Below are 14,691 nucleotides of genomic sequence, written 5' to 3'. Positions count from 1 at the left end.
AGCGTTTCGGCGCTTGAGACGACATATAAAGCGGAGCTTTGCGGAACGCAAAACGCACCCTAAAAATAGTGTTCGTGCGTAAGTCCTAAATCATATATTTTAGGACTTACGCAACAACTCTATATATCAGGACTTAGGCAAAGGTACTATATATAATGTGTGGGTGCGTTGTGCGTTGTGCGCTTCACATGTCGCGTAGCGTTTCGGCGCTTGAGCCGACATATAAAGCGGAGCTTTGCGGAACGCAAAACACACCCTAATAATAGCATTCATGGCTTTAGTCATGATATATTTGATTGGTGTGTTACGTTTTCTTGGGGAATGCTGCGCCAACGCTTTTCATGTCGCGCAGCGTTTCATGTCGGCTCAAAGGCCGAAAACAAACCCTACTCGACTGACACGCCTGAAATGGTGCATTAGGGAATCAGGTTCTGTAGAAGCGGGTTACGGTTCCCGAAAAATCATAACGAAAGTTAACGAGTTTTCACGCATTAAGTCAGATCAACCCGCCCCATGATATAGGCTGCCGTTTCAGGGGCGGGTTTATATAAATCCTAGAGTAAGCAGAAAAATTTCTGATCAAACCCGCCCCTACTATTGCATTATTTAAGATAAAATAATGGACTACCAGTAGCTAGCTGACGGCTGCATGCTTACACAATCATATATTTAGGACTTACGCATGGGAAACCCGGTTTCTAGGACAAACCGTTGTTTTGAACTATAAACATCTACCCTCGTACCGGGTTTCTGGGTTTGGTGTGCGTAAGTCCTGATATTTTTAACTTTTTTTTATTTCTATAAAACTACTAATATGGCACTAATATTATTTATTCAGGGACGTGCTTATGCACTGTTCCAAAATATCGGAACTATTATTTTATTATTAGTTCTTTTACCATTTAATTTATTGAAGGTAATACCTTCACTTATCTGGAATTTTATAAGTCTACCATTTACCAAAAAAGTAGTAGCAGAAAATCCGAAAAATATCTTAATTACAGGGGCAAAAATGGCAAAATGTTTGCAACTTGCCCGTTCATTTCATGCAGCAGGTCATAAAGTTTTTATCCTAGAAGCAAATAAATATTGGTTATCAGGAAATAGATTTTCTAATGCTGTTACAGGTTTCTATACAATACCTGCACCTGAGAAAGATTGGGATGGTTATTGTCAGGGATTATTAGATATTGTCAAAAAAGAAAATATAGATGTATTTATTCCTGTATCTAGTCCAGCAGGAAGCTATTATGAATCTTTAGCAAAACCTCTTTTATCTGAACATTGTGAAGTTTTGCACTTTGATACTGAGATTACTGAAATGTTAGATAATAAGTTTACTTTTATCGAAAAAGCTAAAAGTTTTGGTTTGTCTGTACCTAAATCTTTTTTAATTACAGACCCAGAACAAGTTCTTAATTTTGACTTTGCTGCTGATGGAAGTAGATATATTTTGAAAAGCATTCCTTACAATTCAGTGCTGCGTTTAAATTTGACAAAATTGCCTATGGATTCCAAAGCAGAAATGGAACAATTTCTCAAAAGTTTGCCTATTAGTGAAGAGCAACCTTGGATTATGCAAGAGTTTATTAAAGGTAAAGAATATTGTACCCATAGCACTGTCAGAAAAGGGAAACTTAGAGTCTATTGCTGTTGTGAATCATCAGAATTTCAAGTAAATTATGACCATGTTGATAATCCGCAAATTTATGATTGGGTAAAGAAATTTGTAGGGGAATTAAATATTACTGGGCAAATGTCTTTTGATTTTATTCAAACAGAAGATGGTCGAGTTTTTCCTTTAGAATGTAATCCTAGAACTCACTCAGCTATTACAACTTTTCACGACCATCCAGGGGTGGCGAATGCTTATTTAAAAGATAGTGAAAATGAGAATGAATCTGCAATAATTCCGCTGCCAAATAGTAAACCTACTTATTGGACTTACCATGAATTATGGAGATTGACAGGGATTAAGTCATTAGCACAATTCAAGGCTTGGATTCAAAGAATTAATCAAGGAACAGATGGTATTTTTCAAGTTAGCGATCCTTTACCATTTTTAATGGTTCACCACTGGCAAATTCCTTTACTTTTATTAGGTAATTTGCCAAAGTTAAAAGGGTGGATTAGAATTGATTTTAATATTGGAAAACTGGTAGAATTGGGGGGAGATTAAATAATTAATAATTAATAATTAATAATTGGTAGTTAAAGCTATTTCTAATTATTAATTTACTAATGTTGGGTTGAGGTACGAAACCCAACCTACGTCTGCTGCTAGAATTGGGGGGAGATTAAATAATTAATTATTAATAATTAACAATTGGTAGTTAAAACTATTTCTAATTATTAATTTACTACGTCTGCTAAAATGGTGCAATATGTAGGGGCGGGTTTGATCGGAAATTTTCATGCTTATTCTAAGGTTTATATAAACCCACCCTAATACACAAAATTTTTGCCCTTGTTTCGTACCTTAACCAAACCTACTAGAGCTAGTGATTTCTGTTATTGTGAGGTACATATTCAAAAATTAGTAATCATAGAGCGATCGCTAAAAAAACAGATTGATTTGATCGGGACTAAAGCCACGCGAAACCGGGTTTCTGGTTTCTCCTAGATTCTTACTGTTCAAAACAACAATTTCTCGTAGAAACCGGGTTTCTTTGCGTAAGTCCTGTTTATATCAAAGCTAATTTGTTTTTCATTTAATAAAAAGTAAATTAAGAAAAAAAATATAATTTATAGTTTTTTTATTAAACTTTAATTTTCGATGCTAGAATAAATTTGGTTTGAAAAGGAGAGGATGTCAATCCTGAGTTTTCCCTAGCAATTGACCTAAAATTATGGAAAAACAAATTTGGATTGCCATAACATTTATTGCCTTTTTACTGTCATTTACATTAGTTGGTATATATTCGGCAACCCAAAAACAAAACACAACAACAGATTACTTACTAGCAAGTAGAAATGTCAATCCCTGGTTAACAGCACTATCAGCAATGGCAACAGGTCAAAGTGGATATCTGTTTATTGGCGTAATTGGTTTTACCTACAAGGTGGGATTTGCTTCTATTTGGATACCCATAGCTTGGGCGATAGGAGACTATATTGCTTGGTGGTTAATATTTAGGAGGTTGAGGTTAGTTTCTCAGGAAACAAATTCGGATACAGTTTCTTCATTTTTAGGTCAAGAAAATCAGGGGCAGAAAAATCAGGGGCGCTGGATTAGAATAATTTCAGCCTTAATCATCATAGTATTTCTCGGTACTTATGCCTCAGCTCAACTGGTAGCAGCAAGCAAAGGATTGAATGCCATATTTGGGTGGAACTATCAAGTAGGGATTATTATTGGATCTGTAATTGTGGTAGCCTACTGTTTTGCAGGAGGTATCCGAGCTTCTATCTGGACTGACTCCGTGCAAGCAGTTTTAATGATCGGGTCTTTGTGGGTTCTGTTTATCGTAAGTTTAATTGCCTGTGGAGGATTTGGAGAACTTTGGGTCAAACTTAATGCTATCGATCCTAACTTGACAAACTGGATACCTGCTAATTTACGTTGGGGATTTGTTCCTTACTTTTTGGGATGGGTAGTCGCAGGGTTTGGTGCAGTTGGTCAACCTCATATATTGGTGAGAGGAATGGCAATAGACTCCGCAGATAATGTAGCCTTAGCTCGTAACATAAAATTTATCTGCGGTCAAATGAATTCTGCTACAGCTTTTGGTATAGGACTAACTGCCAGAGTTTTGTTGCCTGACTTAATGACATCTGGAGACCCAGAATTAGCATTACCGAATTTATCCATAGAATTATTGCCAACAATTTTGATAGGTTTGATGTTAGCAGGACTTTTTTCAGCAGCTATTTCCACAGCAGATTCCCAAATATTATCATGTTCTGCTGCTCTCAGTCAAGATTTAGTTCCCCGTGCTACTCAATCTTATAGGAAAGTTAAAATTGCTACCCTACTTGTTAGTGGTATTGTGTTGGCGATCGCTCTCACAGCAAACAAGAGTGTATTTGGTTTGGTAATTTTTTCTTGGTCAGTTTTAGCTTGTGGTTTAGGTCCGTTATTGGTATTGCGGGTATGGCAAAAACCTGTAAGCTTGCCAGTGGCAATAACAATGATGATTACTGGTATAGTCGTTTCTATTATCTGGAATGTAGGACTTAACTTATCAAGTGCTATTTATGAAGTATTTCCTGGTATGGCAGCAGGTTTTATTGTTTATGGAATTGCAAATTTAGGGAGTAGAGAGTAGGGGAACAGTACATTTTGCTCGCGCGGATGTATAGGAATGAGCGATCAGGTATTTACAAAGCCCAGCTCAAAGTCGATTCTAGACAAAGTGTACAAAAAATAATATTTAAATATTAAGTGCGCACATTGCTATACCTCACCAAACTGGAACCCGCTGTAATTTACCGATCAAAATTGATTTTATTTTTGTTAATTTTATAAATCATATCATGTCAGTTAGCATCTGATTTTTCGGGCACCGTGGGTGTATAAAATCAAGGTAAAAATAGTAGAAAAGCTTCTGCATTCAGCATAGCTGCCTTCCTTCGTCCGAAATGTAACTATTCAACCGGACATGATATCAGGAGAAAAATGAACACTCAAGCTAAAGCATTACAATTTAACCATTTATCGTTATTACCGATAGACTCCTTAGCTGCATTATTTGGTGGTCTAATCTGTCTATCTTTTTCACCAATTTTCATCCGTTTAAGCGAATATGATCTCAGTCCGAATGCTACAATATTCAATCGTTTTTGGATTGCAGCTATTGCTTTTGGGCTACTAAGTAGATTTATAACCATCCATTACCGAAAACGAAAAAATGAGACTCAAATTGAATCAGAGAAACCCCATCTAGCTAAGGCAGCCAAACTACTGATAGCAGATGGGGTTATTTTATCCATTGGTTTGATGTTTTGGGCTTGGTCTTTAACTCAGACAAGTATTGCTCACTCTACTCTTATTCATAATTTGGTGCCAATTTTTACTGTTCTAGGAGGATGGTTAGCTTTGAGTCAAACCGTCGATCGCCGATTTATGTTAGGTATGTTTGTCACAATTTTTGGTTCTGCTTTGTTAGATGTAAATGACCTTTTCTCATTGAGAATGAGTGCAGAACTATTAGGAGATTTAGCAGCCTTGCTTTCAGCAGTATTTTTTGGCATACACCCGCTCATTATTAAGCAACTTCGTAACCAGTTTAGCCCAGTGACAATTATGTCCTGGTCTTCAACAACAAGTGCATTATTACTATTACCTGTAGTTCTAATTACTGAGGATCAACTTTTTCCCAGTTCATTAAGTGGTTGGCTTTCAGTTATTGGTCAAGCTCTTATTAGTCAAATGCTAGGCATAGGACTTTGGGTATATTGTCTGAAAAAATTATCTCCTGGGTTTACTAGCTTGACTGCATTATTTATTCCCTTTCTCAGTGCAGTAGAAGGTTGGGTAATCTTCTCAGAAAATCTTAACTTCTCAACTTTGGTAAGTTTTATGATAATTTTATTGGGAATGTCTTTGGCAATCTCTAGTAGATCTTCTGTAAATCCAGAAATTAAGTCTTCTAATTAACAGGACTTACGCAAAGAAACTCGGTTTCTACCAGAACAAAGAAACCGGGTTTCTGGGTTCCTTTTTTAATCAAAACAATACAGAATAATTTAGTTATGAAATCAGAAATAGTGAATCAAAATCAACATCTGTCCTCAGACACAACGGTTACATTACGAGTCTTGCACCTCGCAGGTTCCCGTGTATCTAACTTTTATTACAACTTATCAATACTCTACGCCAAAGAAGTAGTGCAACCAGTTGGTGTTAGTAGTTATTATGCAGTCGTACATCCAGATGGTTTTTGGCAGTTGGGAGCATCCTTAGATTCATTGTCTGAGAAAATATCATTTCAAGACATGATTCCCCGACTACCTGAAATTGATGTTGTAATTCCACACATGTTTTGCTTTCCTGGGATGACCAGTTTCCGAGCATTTTTCGAGGATATGCTAGGTATACCTGTAGTTGGTTCGGCATCTCATTGTACGGCACTAGCTACTAACAAAGCTCACACACGCAACATTGTCTCAGTGTCTGGAGTACAAGTAGCTAAAGCACAGCAACTACGACGGGGAGATACTGTAACCATGAAGCCTCCTTTTGTAGTTAAGCCAACTTCAGAAGATAATTCTCTAGGGATAACATTGGTATGGGATGAAACTGGAATAGAAGCAGCATTAGATAAAGGGTTTGAGCTAGATGATACTTTGTTAGTTGAAGATTACATTCCGGGAAGAGAATTGCGTGTTGGTGTAGTTGAGCGCAAGGGTGAATGGCAAGTCTTACCAATGATAGAATATTTGGTTACAAAGGAAAACCCGATTAGAACTTTACATGATAAATTAGAACTAGGATCAGACGGCACTCCCGAAAAGCAACCTGAGAAACCTGTAGCTAAACAAGTTTGTCCGGCAAATGTTACCCCAGAGTTATTTGAAAAAGTAGCGAATGCAGCGAAAACAGCTCATATTGCCTTGGGCTGTCGCGATTATTCTTTGTATGACTTTCGGGTACATGAGGAAACCAATGAGCCATATTTGCTCGAAGCAGGTTTATTTTGGGCTTTTGGGAAAATTAGCATGATTTCGCGGATGCTTGAAGCTGATGGGCAAAGTTTTGAGGATATTGCTTTGGAGTTGTGGACTGTGGCAGCTAAACGAACTCGGGTTGCGGGTGGTTCTACGTTTAAGTATGTCAATAGAGTTGTGGAGAGATAGGGAGATAGGGTGATGGGGAGATAGGGAGGTAGGGAGGTAGGGAGTAATTTTTTTGCCTAACTATGCGCCCAAAAAGCGCTGATTTTTCAACCTTATTACAGTGCTTTTCAAATGCCTGAACCATATCGCCATAATTAAAATCCAGTAGGGACATTGCATGTAACCTCCCTACTGTGGTTCACCTAAATGAAAACGGCTGTAATTCTTTGGTAAGTCCCATAAGGATTACTTTAATTTTTTGGTAAGTAGTTTTTAGCGATCGCCCCCAGTAACACAGGCATCTTGCCTGTTTGGTAAAACAAGCAGGATGCTGGTGCTATAATTTAAGTTACCCAAAAACCGGGTTTCTTTCCATAACTCCTAGTTTATTAAATCAGGGTTAAGCTCAAACGATAAGGAGTGCGATCGCCACCGCTAGGATATACCCGCACATAATAAACGCCACGGTCTAATGTTTGAATAATCTCTTCCGCTGCTAAACCCTCATTTTCTGACTGACTAATCAGTTCTTGCTTACTTCCTAATAATTCCACGTTAGCATCTTCAAACAAACTATCCATAAATACCCGTAAAGTACCTTCGCGGTTAATTTTAAAGCGGTAGTAGTCGTCAGTGTCGCGGTACAGACCTTCGGTAGTGCCGATGTTATTGGTGATTACCTCTCTCTCCACAAGTTGGCCTAAGTTGATGGGAACATCAAAGGTATCACCATCATCTGGGTTTTTGGGATTTCCTTTTTCATTGTCTTTAATTTTACCAATAGCGCGTCTATCTCCCAATTTAGCATTTTTAGGTTTGCTGAGGTTGACGGTGAAGGTTTCATCTTCTTCCTGGAGAGTATCACCTAAAATGGGAACAGTTATAGTCTTTTTCCTCTGGTTGGGTTTGAAAACGAGTTTACCTTTAGTTTTTTGGTAGTCGGAACCTTTTTCGGCAGTGTCGTCGGCGGTGGCATAATTTACTTCAACTCTTTGGTTCACTGTAGTGCTGAGAGTAACGTCGAATTTGAGTTGTTTTTTGCCGTTATCGCCTTCGGTTATTTGGGCGTCGCCAATGGATATTTTGGGTAGAGTTTTATCATCGTTGCGAATAGTACCGATGCCTCGTTTATCTAAAAGTGTGGCATTTTTTGGTTTGCTGAGGTTGAGGTTAAATTTTTCGTTGCTTTCCTCGATAGTGTCGCCCAGGATAGGAACCTTTATAGTCTTTTTGGTTTGACCTGGTTTGAAGGTAAGAGTACCATTAGTTTTCTGGTAATCTTTTCCTGCTTTGGCGGTATCGTTGGCGGTTGAGTAGTTTACTTGAACTGTGTTGTCACTTTCATTGTCAAGGGTGACAGTAAATTTGGCGTTTTTGCGACCTTTGTTGCCTTCAGTGATGTTCGCGTTGCTGATAGCTATTTTAGGGGTTGCTTCGTTTTGACCTTTTGAAGTATCGTTAACTGAAATAGGTTTGAGCCTTTCTTCAGGAAATTCAACTGTCGCTGGAATTTTTTCAGGATATTCAACAATATCACTTTCGTTTCCGCTACCATTGGATTCATTTACAAGTCGAAGTTGATATTCTGTAGAAGTCGGAGAGCTGCTGTAAACACTCACCAAATATTTACCCGCAGATAGCCTCGTAGTTATAGATTCAGCACTTGTACCACCGTTATTGCTGTAAGTTAAATAACTTTCATCAGAGTCAACTACACCATTGCCGTTGTAATCTGGATAAAGGTACAAATTTGCATCACCAGTCAACCCATACAAAGAAGCACTGAAGTCTGAAGCCTTTTTTAGATCAAAGCGGTAATAATCTATTTTATCAGCTGGGTTTCTTTCACCAACAATGTCTTTGTAGATGGCATCTTTTTGTAAGTTCCCAACATTTACAGCACTACCAGATTCGTTCGCAAGTCGCAGTTGGTATTCTGTCGAAACAGAAGAGTTGCTATAAACTCCTACCAAGTAGTTACCTGCAGATAGCCTTGCGCTTGCAGATTCAGCACTTGTACCACCGTTATTGCTGTAAGTTAAATAACTTTCATCAGAATCAACTACACCATTGTCATTGTAGTCAGGATAAAGGTAGATATTAGCATCCCCAGTCAATCCGTACAAATAAGTACTAAAGTATGAAGTTTTTTTCAGTTCGAAGCGGTAATAATCTGTTTTATCAGTCGGTTTTCTTGCCCCAACAACATCTTTGTATATCGCATCTTTTTGTAAATTCCCAACATTGACAGCGCTACCAGATTCATTCACAAGTCGCAGTTGGTATTCTGTCGAAGTAGAAGAGTCGCCGCTAACTTTTACTAAGTATTTTCCAGCAGATAATCTTTCAGTTACAGACTCGGCAGTTGTTCCACCATTATTACCGTAAGTCAAATAACCTTCGTCAGAATCAATCACACCGTTGTCGTTGTAGTCGGGATAAAGATACACATTGACATCACCAGTCAATTCATACAAATAAGCGCTGAAGTCTGAAGCCTTTTTCAGCTCGAAGCGGTAATAATCTGTTTTGTCAGGTGTACCTTTGATCGGCAAGCTATCCTTGCTGTAAATAACCTCACTCCTTAAATTACCGACGTTTATAGCACTTTCGGTTTCGTTCACAAGCCGAAGTTGGTACTCTGCTAAGTTAGTGCTACTAACCCTTACCAAATAGTTGTTAGCTGGCAGCCTTGCGCTTATAGATTCAGCACTTGTACCACCGTTATTGCTGTAAGTTAAATAACTTTCATCAGAATCAACTACACCATTGTTATTGTAATCTGGATAAAGGTACACATTTGCGTCGCCAGTCAATCCATACAAATAGGCACTGAAATCTGAAACATTTCTGAGTTCAAAACGATAGTAATCTGTCTGATTAGATTCGTTTAAAACGCCACTGAAAATCTTACTGTCATCTAAAGAGAATACCTTTGAAGTGTTTGCCTCCACCTCAACTAACCCACCAAAAATCCTAATTTTATCATCTTCCTGCTGCAACCGCGCCACATCTTCCTCACTCAAAACATCACCACGAACTTTGGCTGCAAACCATTCCCCCTCATCTCCAGGAGTATCTATTGTATTCAACTCCGAATCAACCAAATGTCCGAACTCTTCCACCAATACATCCGCAACAGGCAAAAAACCCTCATTAATCAAACTATCCGCCAAATACACCGTACCATTCATAGAATCAAGACCACCCGCTGCACCATTCATCTCTTCTGCGGACGCCACAATTATTTGGGGTAACTCCTCACCAACTGCCAAAGCATCAATAATTGTTTCTGCTAAATCAACATCCACTGACTCCCCAAACACAGTTAATATATCCATCTCAAAAGTTGAAGCAGTAGCAAAGTCTATTAAATTATTCTGAACTTCTGCTAACGCTTTTTCAATTATTTCCACTGTTGTCTCTGATTCTACAGATACTTCCCCTAGAAAAGCTATATCTGGCATATTGTGGATTTGTTGTAGTCCGAGGACGGGCGTTATATCGAGAAATTCGGTGTCATTCATCATAGTTTTTCTTCTACTGGTAGATTTTGGATATTATTTGGCATCCATATTCTTATACACTATGTTCGGTAGAATATCAAGGGGGTATTGAGAAAAAACCTAACCCCCCAACCGGGAGCATTTCTCCCCTCTCCTTGCAGGAGAGGGGTTGGGGGAGAGGTCTTCCCCACTTCCTAGCTCCTAAACCACAATTTTAGTTTTGTAGCGATCGCTGGATTAGATTGCAATTTCAGCAAAATTTTAAATTATTAGGACTAAAGCCATGAGCTACAAAAAACAGGGGCTTGAGATTGCTTCCCTTCGGTCGCAATGTAAAATCCCTTGCAGTTGCGTAAGTCCTGATTATCAATTACTTAAAAGGAGTTACACAATACAAACCCAGAAACCCAGTTTCTACAAGAAACCGGGTTTCTTTGCATAACTCCTGGTTAATTAAATCAAATTCAAACTCAAACGATAATCAGTGCGAGCCCCTACATGAGGATATACCCGGACATAATAGGTACCAGGATCTAAAATGGTGTCAATTTTTTCTCGTTCAATGTCGTCGTTTTTAGATTGATTGATCAATTCTTCGCTACTGCCATAAAGTTCAACATTGGCATCTTGTGACATATCATCCAGGAATAAGAAAAATCTGCCTTCCCTCTTAGTTTCAAAGCGGTAGAAATCATTGGTATCGCGATCGCCTGCTTCGCTAAAACCTATTTCGTCAACTATAACTTTTTCTTCTGTGAGTTTACCTAAATCTATAGCGGTCTGGAAACTACCGCCACCAATGCTGTTGTCATTATCCTTAATCGTACCAATAGCGCGTTTATCTCCCAACTTAGCATTTTTAGGTTTACTGAGATTAACAATAAAATTTTCAGTATCTTCCTGAGATAAATCCCCCAAAATAGGAATAGTCACCGTCTTTTTCTTCTGATTCGGTTTGAAAACGAGTTTACCTTGAGTTTGTTCGTAGTCCGAACCTTTTTTCGCAGTTCTGTCGGCGGTAGCGTAACTCACCTCTACCTTTTCCTTAGCTTTAGCATCAAGGGTGACATCAAATTTTAGTTGTTTTTTGCCATTATCCCCTTCAGTTATTTCGGCATCTTGAATAGAAACCCTAGCGAAATCGTTATTGCGGATAGTACCGATACCTCGTTTGTCTTTTATTTGAGCATTTTTAGGTTTGCTCAGGTTGAGGTTGAAAGTTTCGTTGGGTTCAATCTTGTCATCTCCGAAGATAGGAACGGTTATGGTCTTTTTGGTTTCACCAGGTTTGAAAGTGAGAATACCTTTAGTTGTTTTGTAATCTTGGTTCGCTTTCGCAGTTTGGTTAGCAGTTGCGTAGTTAACCTTGACGGTGTCATCAGACTTAGCATCAAGGGTGACTTGGAATTTAGCGTTTTTGCGACCTCGATCGCCTTCAACTATTTTGGTATCGCTCACAGAAATATTGGGTTGAGTTTTATCATCATTGGTAATAGTCGCGATACCTACTTTATCCTTAAGTTTAGCGTTTTGGGGTTTGCTGAGTTGGAGTTGGAATTTTTCGTTGGGTTCAGCTTTAGTGTCACCCAAGATTGGCACATCAATAGTTTTAGTAGTTTCTCCTGGTTGGAAAGTAAGTGTGCCTTTAGTTGTTTTGTAGTCTTGATTTGCTTTGGCGGTTTGGTTAGCGGTTGCGTAGTTTACCGTCACCGTTTGACTGGTGGGAGTATCCATACTGACGGTAAATTGAGCATTTTTACTACCCCGATCGCCTTCGGGAATTTTGGTATCGCTGATGGATAGTTTAGGGGTAGTAGATGTAACATCAGGTAAACCAAACCATGTTAAAGTGTAGTCTCCCGTACTAGCACCGCTACCATCAATAATTACCGTGTAAGCTCCGTTTTGGGTTAAGGTGATGTTACCAGTTTCCTTGAAAGAAGAATACCGAGAAATATCGAACGAGCTGAGTTCCGAGTTATTAGGGTCTAATAGCAATAGTTCGATACCCGAAGTTTCATGCTGTAACCCTAGATTAATTACATTCCCTGCTTGACCTTGAAAAGTATAGTTATCTTGCTCTACCATAAAGTTAATAGTGCCAGTCAAAGTACCGTTTCCAGATATGGGAGTTGCTGATTTTGACTCCATTGTATCCAAAGCCAAAGTGTAGTCTCCCGTACTAGCACCGCTGCCATCAATAATTATTGTATAAGTTCCGCTTTGGGTTAAAGTGATATCGCCAGTTTCCTTGAAAGAAGAATACCGAGAAATATCGAACGAGCTGAGTTCCGAATTATTAGGGTCTAATAGCAATAGTTCGATACCCGAAGTTTCATGCTGTAACCCCAGATTAATTACATCCCCTGCTTGACCTTGAAAAGTAAAGGTATCTCGCTCTAGAAGTTGACCAATTTGATCCCTAATCACTCCAGGAACTAAACTTGTATTTGCCTCCACCTCAACCAACACACCAAAAATTCTCATTCTATCATCTTCCTGCTGCAACTGCGCCACATCCTCATCACTCAAAACATCACCACGAACCTTGGCTGCAAACCACGCTCCCTCATCTCCTGGAGTATCTATTATATTCAACTTGGAGTCAACCAAATGTCCGAACTCTTCCACCAATACATCCGCAACTGGCAGAAAACCCTGGTTAATTAAACTATCCGCCAAATACACCGTACCATTCAGAGAATCAAAACCCCCCGCTGCACCATTCATCTGTTCTGCTGGCGCTACAATTATTTGGGGCAAATCCTCACCAACTGCCAAAGCATCAATAATTGTTTCTCCCAAATCAACATCTAGCGACTCCCCAAAGACTGTTAATATATCCGTCTCAAAAGTTGAAGCAGTAGCAAAGTTTGTTAAATTATTCTGAACTTCTGTTAACGCTTGTTCAATTATCCCCACTGCTGTCTGTGTTTCTACAGATACTTCCCCCACAAAAGTTACAGGTGGGAAAGAGTCCATTTGTTCCAGTCCGAAAGTGGGCATTAGATTGAGAGATTCACTGTCATCGAGCATGGTTTTTCCTCCACTGATAAGGTTTTGGATATTATTTGGCTGTTCTTACTTTGTTAATATAACACCACAAAGTTAATCTTCTGTTCTTTTGCCAAAAAAATTAAACATTTTCTTAGAAATAGGAGTTACGCAAATAAATCCGGTTTCTGGGTTCACCTAAAAATCAAACATTTTCTTAGAAAGATACCAACTGGGTTGTATTTTTGTGATAACTGATAACTTATATTGCATTATCAAGAAATTTTCTGGTATAATCCCAGCAACAGTCTCAAATAGTAATAGGAGATGCCTTATGTCTCTAACAGTTGCAGACTTAGAAAAAGTCCAAACACAACTAACAGAAGCCCATCTAGACTACCGCACCGAATTAGTTGACGGTCAAATTATCATCATGGGATTATCAGACTACGTTTCCGAAGTTATTGTCGCTCGGTTAATATTTTTCTTACAAAACTGGGTAATACCAAAAGCTCTAGGTTATGTTACGGCCTCTAGTGCAGGTTTTCGTCTCCCAGATGGCAACTTACGCGGTCCTGATGTATCCTTTGTTCCTGCTGCCAAAATGCGTCGAGCGCCCCGTGCTTTTGCCGAAATTGTTCCTGACTTAACTATCGAAGTCAGGTCAGCATCGGATAACATTAAACCTCTGGTTGAAAAACTCCAAAGATTTATTGAATTAGGCTCTCAAGTGGGGATTTTAGTAGACCCCAAAAACTTGACTGTAACCGTATATCGTGCTTCTGGAGAACCGATACTTTTAACCAATGAAGATAAATTGACTATCCCGGAATTATTACCTGGTTGGGAACTACCAATATCAGAAATTTGGCCGCCAGTATTCGAGTAAATCTGTCGCTTAAATTTATTAGTTTTCAATAAATCAGAGGAGGTAATTATTAAATGGATACCATCACTAAATATCAAGAAATAATTGAGAAAATAATCAGCGAATACACTCAATTACGCTATTATAGTAGCGAAGTAGAAAAAAACCGTTTTTGATAGAGAAGAGAACCGTTATTTATTAATGATTATGGAAGTAGAGGGTCATAAAATGGTTCATGGTTGCATACTTCATCTGGAAATTATAGATGATAAAATTTGGATTCATGGCGATGGCATGGAAGATGGTATAGCAGGAGAATTATTAGCAGCAGGAGTTCCCAAGGACAAAATTGTTTGAGGATTTTATCATCCAGAAACACGCAAGATCGGCGAGTTGGCAGTTTGTTAAATAGTAGGGGCGGGTTTGTGCAGAAATTTTCATGCTGATTCTAGGATTTATATAAACCCGCCCCTAGATATTTTGTGCAGAAATTTTCATGCTGATTCTAGGATTTATATAAACCCGCCCCTAGATATTTTGTGCAGA

Annotated in this window: 8 protein-coding genes; 6 read left to right on the top strand and 2 right to left on the bottom strand. The window is 38.7% G+C overall.

All coding sequences use genetic code 11. The features are described 5' to 3' along the window. The first annotated feature begins 814 nt into the window (after positions 1–814). From VKJ25_RS22990 to VKJ25_RS22975, 4 genes are all read left to right on the top strand, one after another. Complete coding sequence (locus tag VKJ25_RS22990) at positions 815–2,179, top strand: ATP-grasp domain-containing protein (RefSeq protein ID WP_324238978.1); 1,365 nt, start codon at positions 815–817, stop codon at positions 2,177–2,179. A 670-nt stretch (positions 2,180–2,849) separates the two neighbouring features. Then, on the top strand, positions 2,850–4,268 hold the full coding sequence (locus tag VKJ25_RS22985; RefSeq protein WP_324238977.1) for a sodium/proline symporter: 1,419 nt from the start codon (positions 2,850–2,852) through the stop codon (positions 4,266–4,268). Positions 4,269–4,618: 350 nt separating this feature from the next. Beyond that, complete coding sequence (locus VKJ25_RS22980) at positions 4,619–5,599, top strand: DMT family transporter (RefSeq protein WP_324238976.1); 981 nt, start codon at positions 4,619–4,621, stop codon at positions 5,597–5,599. A gap of 95 nt (positions 5,600–5,694) precedes the next feature. After that, positions 5,695–6,798 (top strand): D-alanine--D-alanine ligase family protein, encoded by a 1,104-nt coding sequence (locus tag VKJ25_RS22975; RefSeq protein WP_324238975.1) that lies wholly within the window; start codon positions 5,695–5,697, stop codon positions 6,796–6,798. A 368-nt stretch (positions 6,799–7,166) separates the two neighbouring features. Here the strand turns inward: VKJ25_RS22975 and VKJ25_RS22970 are convergent, their stop codons facing one another. Then, complete coding sequence (locus VKJ25_RS22970; protein WP_324238974.1) at positions 7,167–10,307, bottom strand: Calx-beta domain-containing protein; 3,141 nt, start codon at positions 10,305–10,307, stop codon at positions 7,167–7,169. 429 nt (positions 10,308–10,736) lie between these two features. Then, positions 10,737–13,319, bottom strand: coding sequence for a Calx-beta domain-containing protein (locus tag VKJ25_RS22965; protein ID WP_324238973.1), 2,583 nt, complete (start codon positions 13,317–13,319; stop codon positions 10,737–10,739). Positions 13,320–13,611: 292 nt separating this feature from the next. On the opposite strand from VKJ25_RS22965, the gene VKJ25_RS22960 reads away from it, so the two are divergent. Both VKJ25_RS22960 and VKJ25_RS22955 read left to right on the top strand, forming a co-directional pair. Next, complete coding sequence (locus VKJ25_RS22960) at positions 13,612–14,166, top strand: Uma2 family endonuclease (protein WP_324238972.1); 555 nt, start codon at positions 13,612–13,614, stop codon at positions 14,164–14,166. Between the two features lie 186 nt (positions 14,167–14,352). After that, positions 14,353–14,502: an element excision factor XisI family protein gene (locus tag VKJ25_RS22955; protein WP_324238971.1), complete on the top strand. Its 150-nt coding sequence runs from the start codon at positions 14,353–14,355 to the stop codon at positions 14,500–14,502. The last annotated feature ends 189 nt before the right edge of the window (positions 14,503–14,691 follow it).

The sequence above is a fragment of the Okeania sp. genome (assembly GCF_035285525.1).
Taxonomy (GTDB): Bacteria; Cyanobacteriota; Cyanobacteriia; order Cyanobacteriales; family Microcoleaceae; genus Trichodesmium.
This window is presented reverse-complemented; position numbering and strand designations above follow the sequence as displayed.

Excerpts from the sequence above, each read along its gene's own strand:
- VKJ25_RS22990 (WP_324238978.1), top strand. The coding sequence starts at position 815 with ATGGCACTAATATTATTTATTCAGGGACGTGCTTATGCACTGTTCCAA.
- VKJ25_RS22985 (WP_324238977.1), top strand. The coding sequence starts at position 2,850 with ATGGAAAAACAAATTTGGATTGCCATAACATTTATTGCCTTTTTACTG.
- VKJ25_RS22980 (WP_324238976.1), top strand. The coding sequence starts at position 4,619 with ATGAACACTCAAGCTAAAGCATTACAATTTAACCATTTATCGTTATTA.
- VKJ25_RS22975 (WP_324238975.1), top strand. The coding sequence starts at position 5,695 with ATGAAATCAGAAATAGTGAATCAAAATCAACATCTGTCCTCAGACACA.
- VKJ25_RS22970 (WP_324238974.1), bottom strand. The coding sequence starts at position 10,307 with ATGATGAATGACACCGAATTTCTCGATATAACGCCCGTCCTCGGACTA.
- VKJ25_RS22965 (WP_324238973.1), bottom strand. The coding sequence starts at position 13,319 with ATGCTCGATGACAGTGAATCTCTCAATCTAATGCCCACTTTCGGACTG.
- VKJ25_RS22960 (WP_324238972.1), top strand. The coding sequence starts at position 13,612 with ATGTCTCTAACAGTTGCAGACTTAGAAAAAGTCCAAACACAACTAACA.
- VKJ25_RS22955 (WP_324238971.1), top strand. The coding sequence starts at position 14,353 with ATGGAAGTAGAGGGTCATAAAATGGTTCATGGTTGCATACTTCATCTG.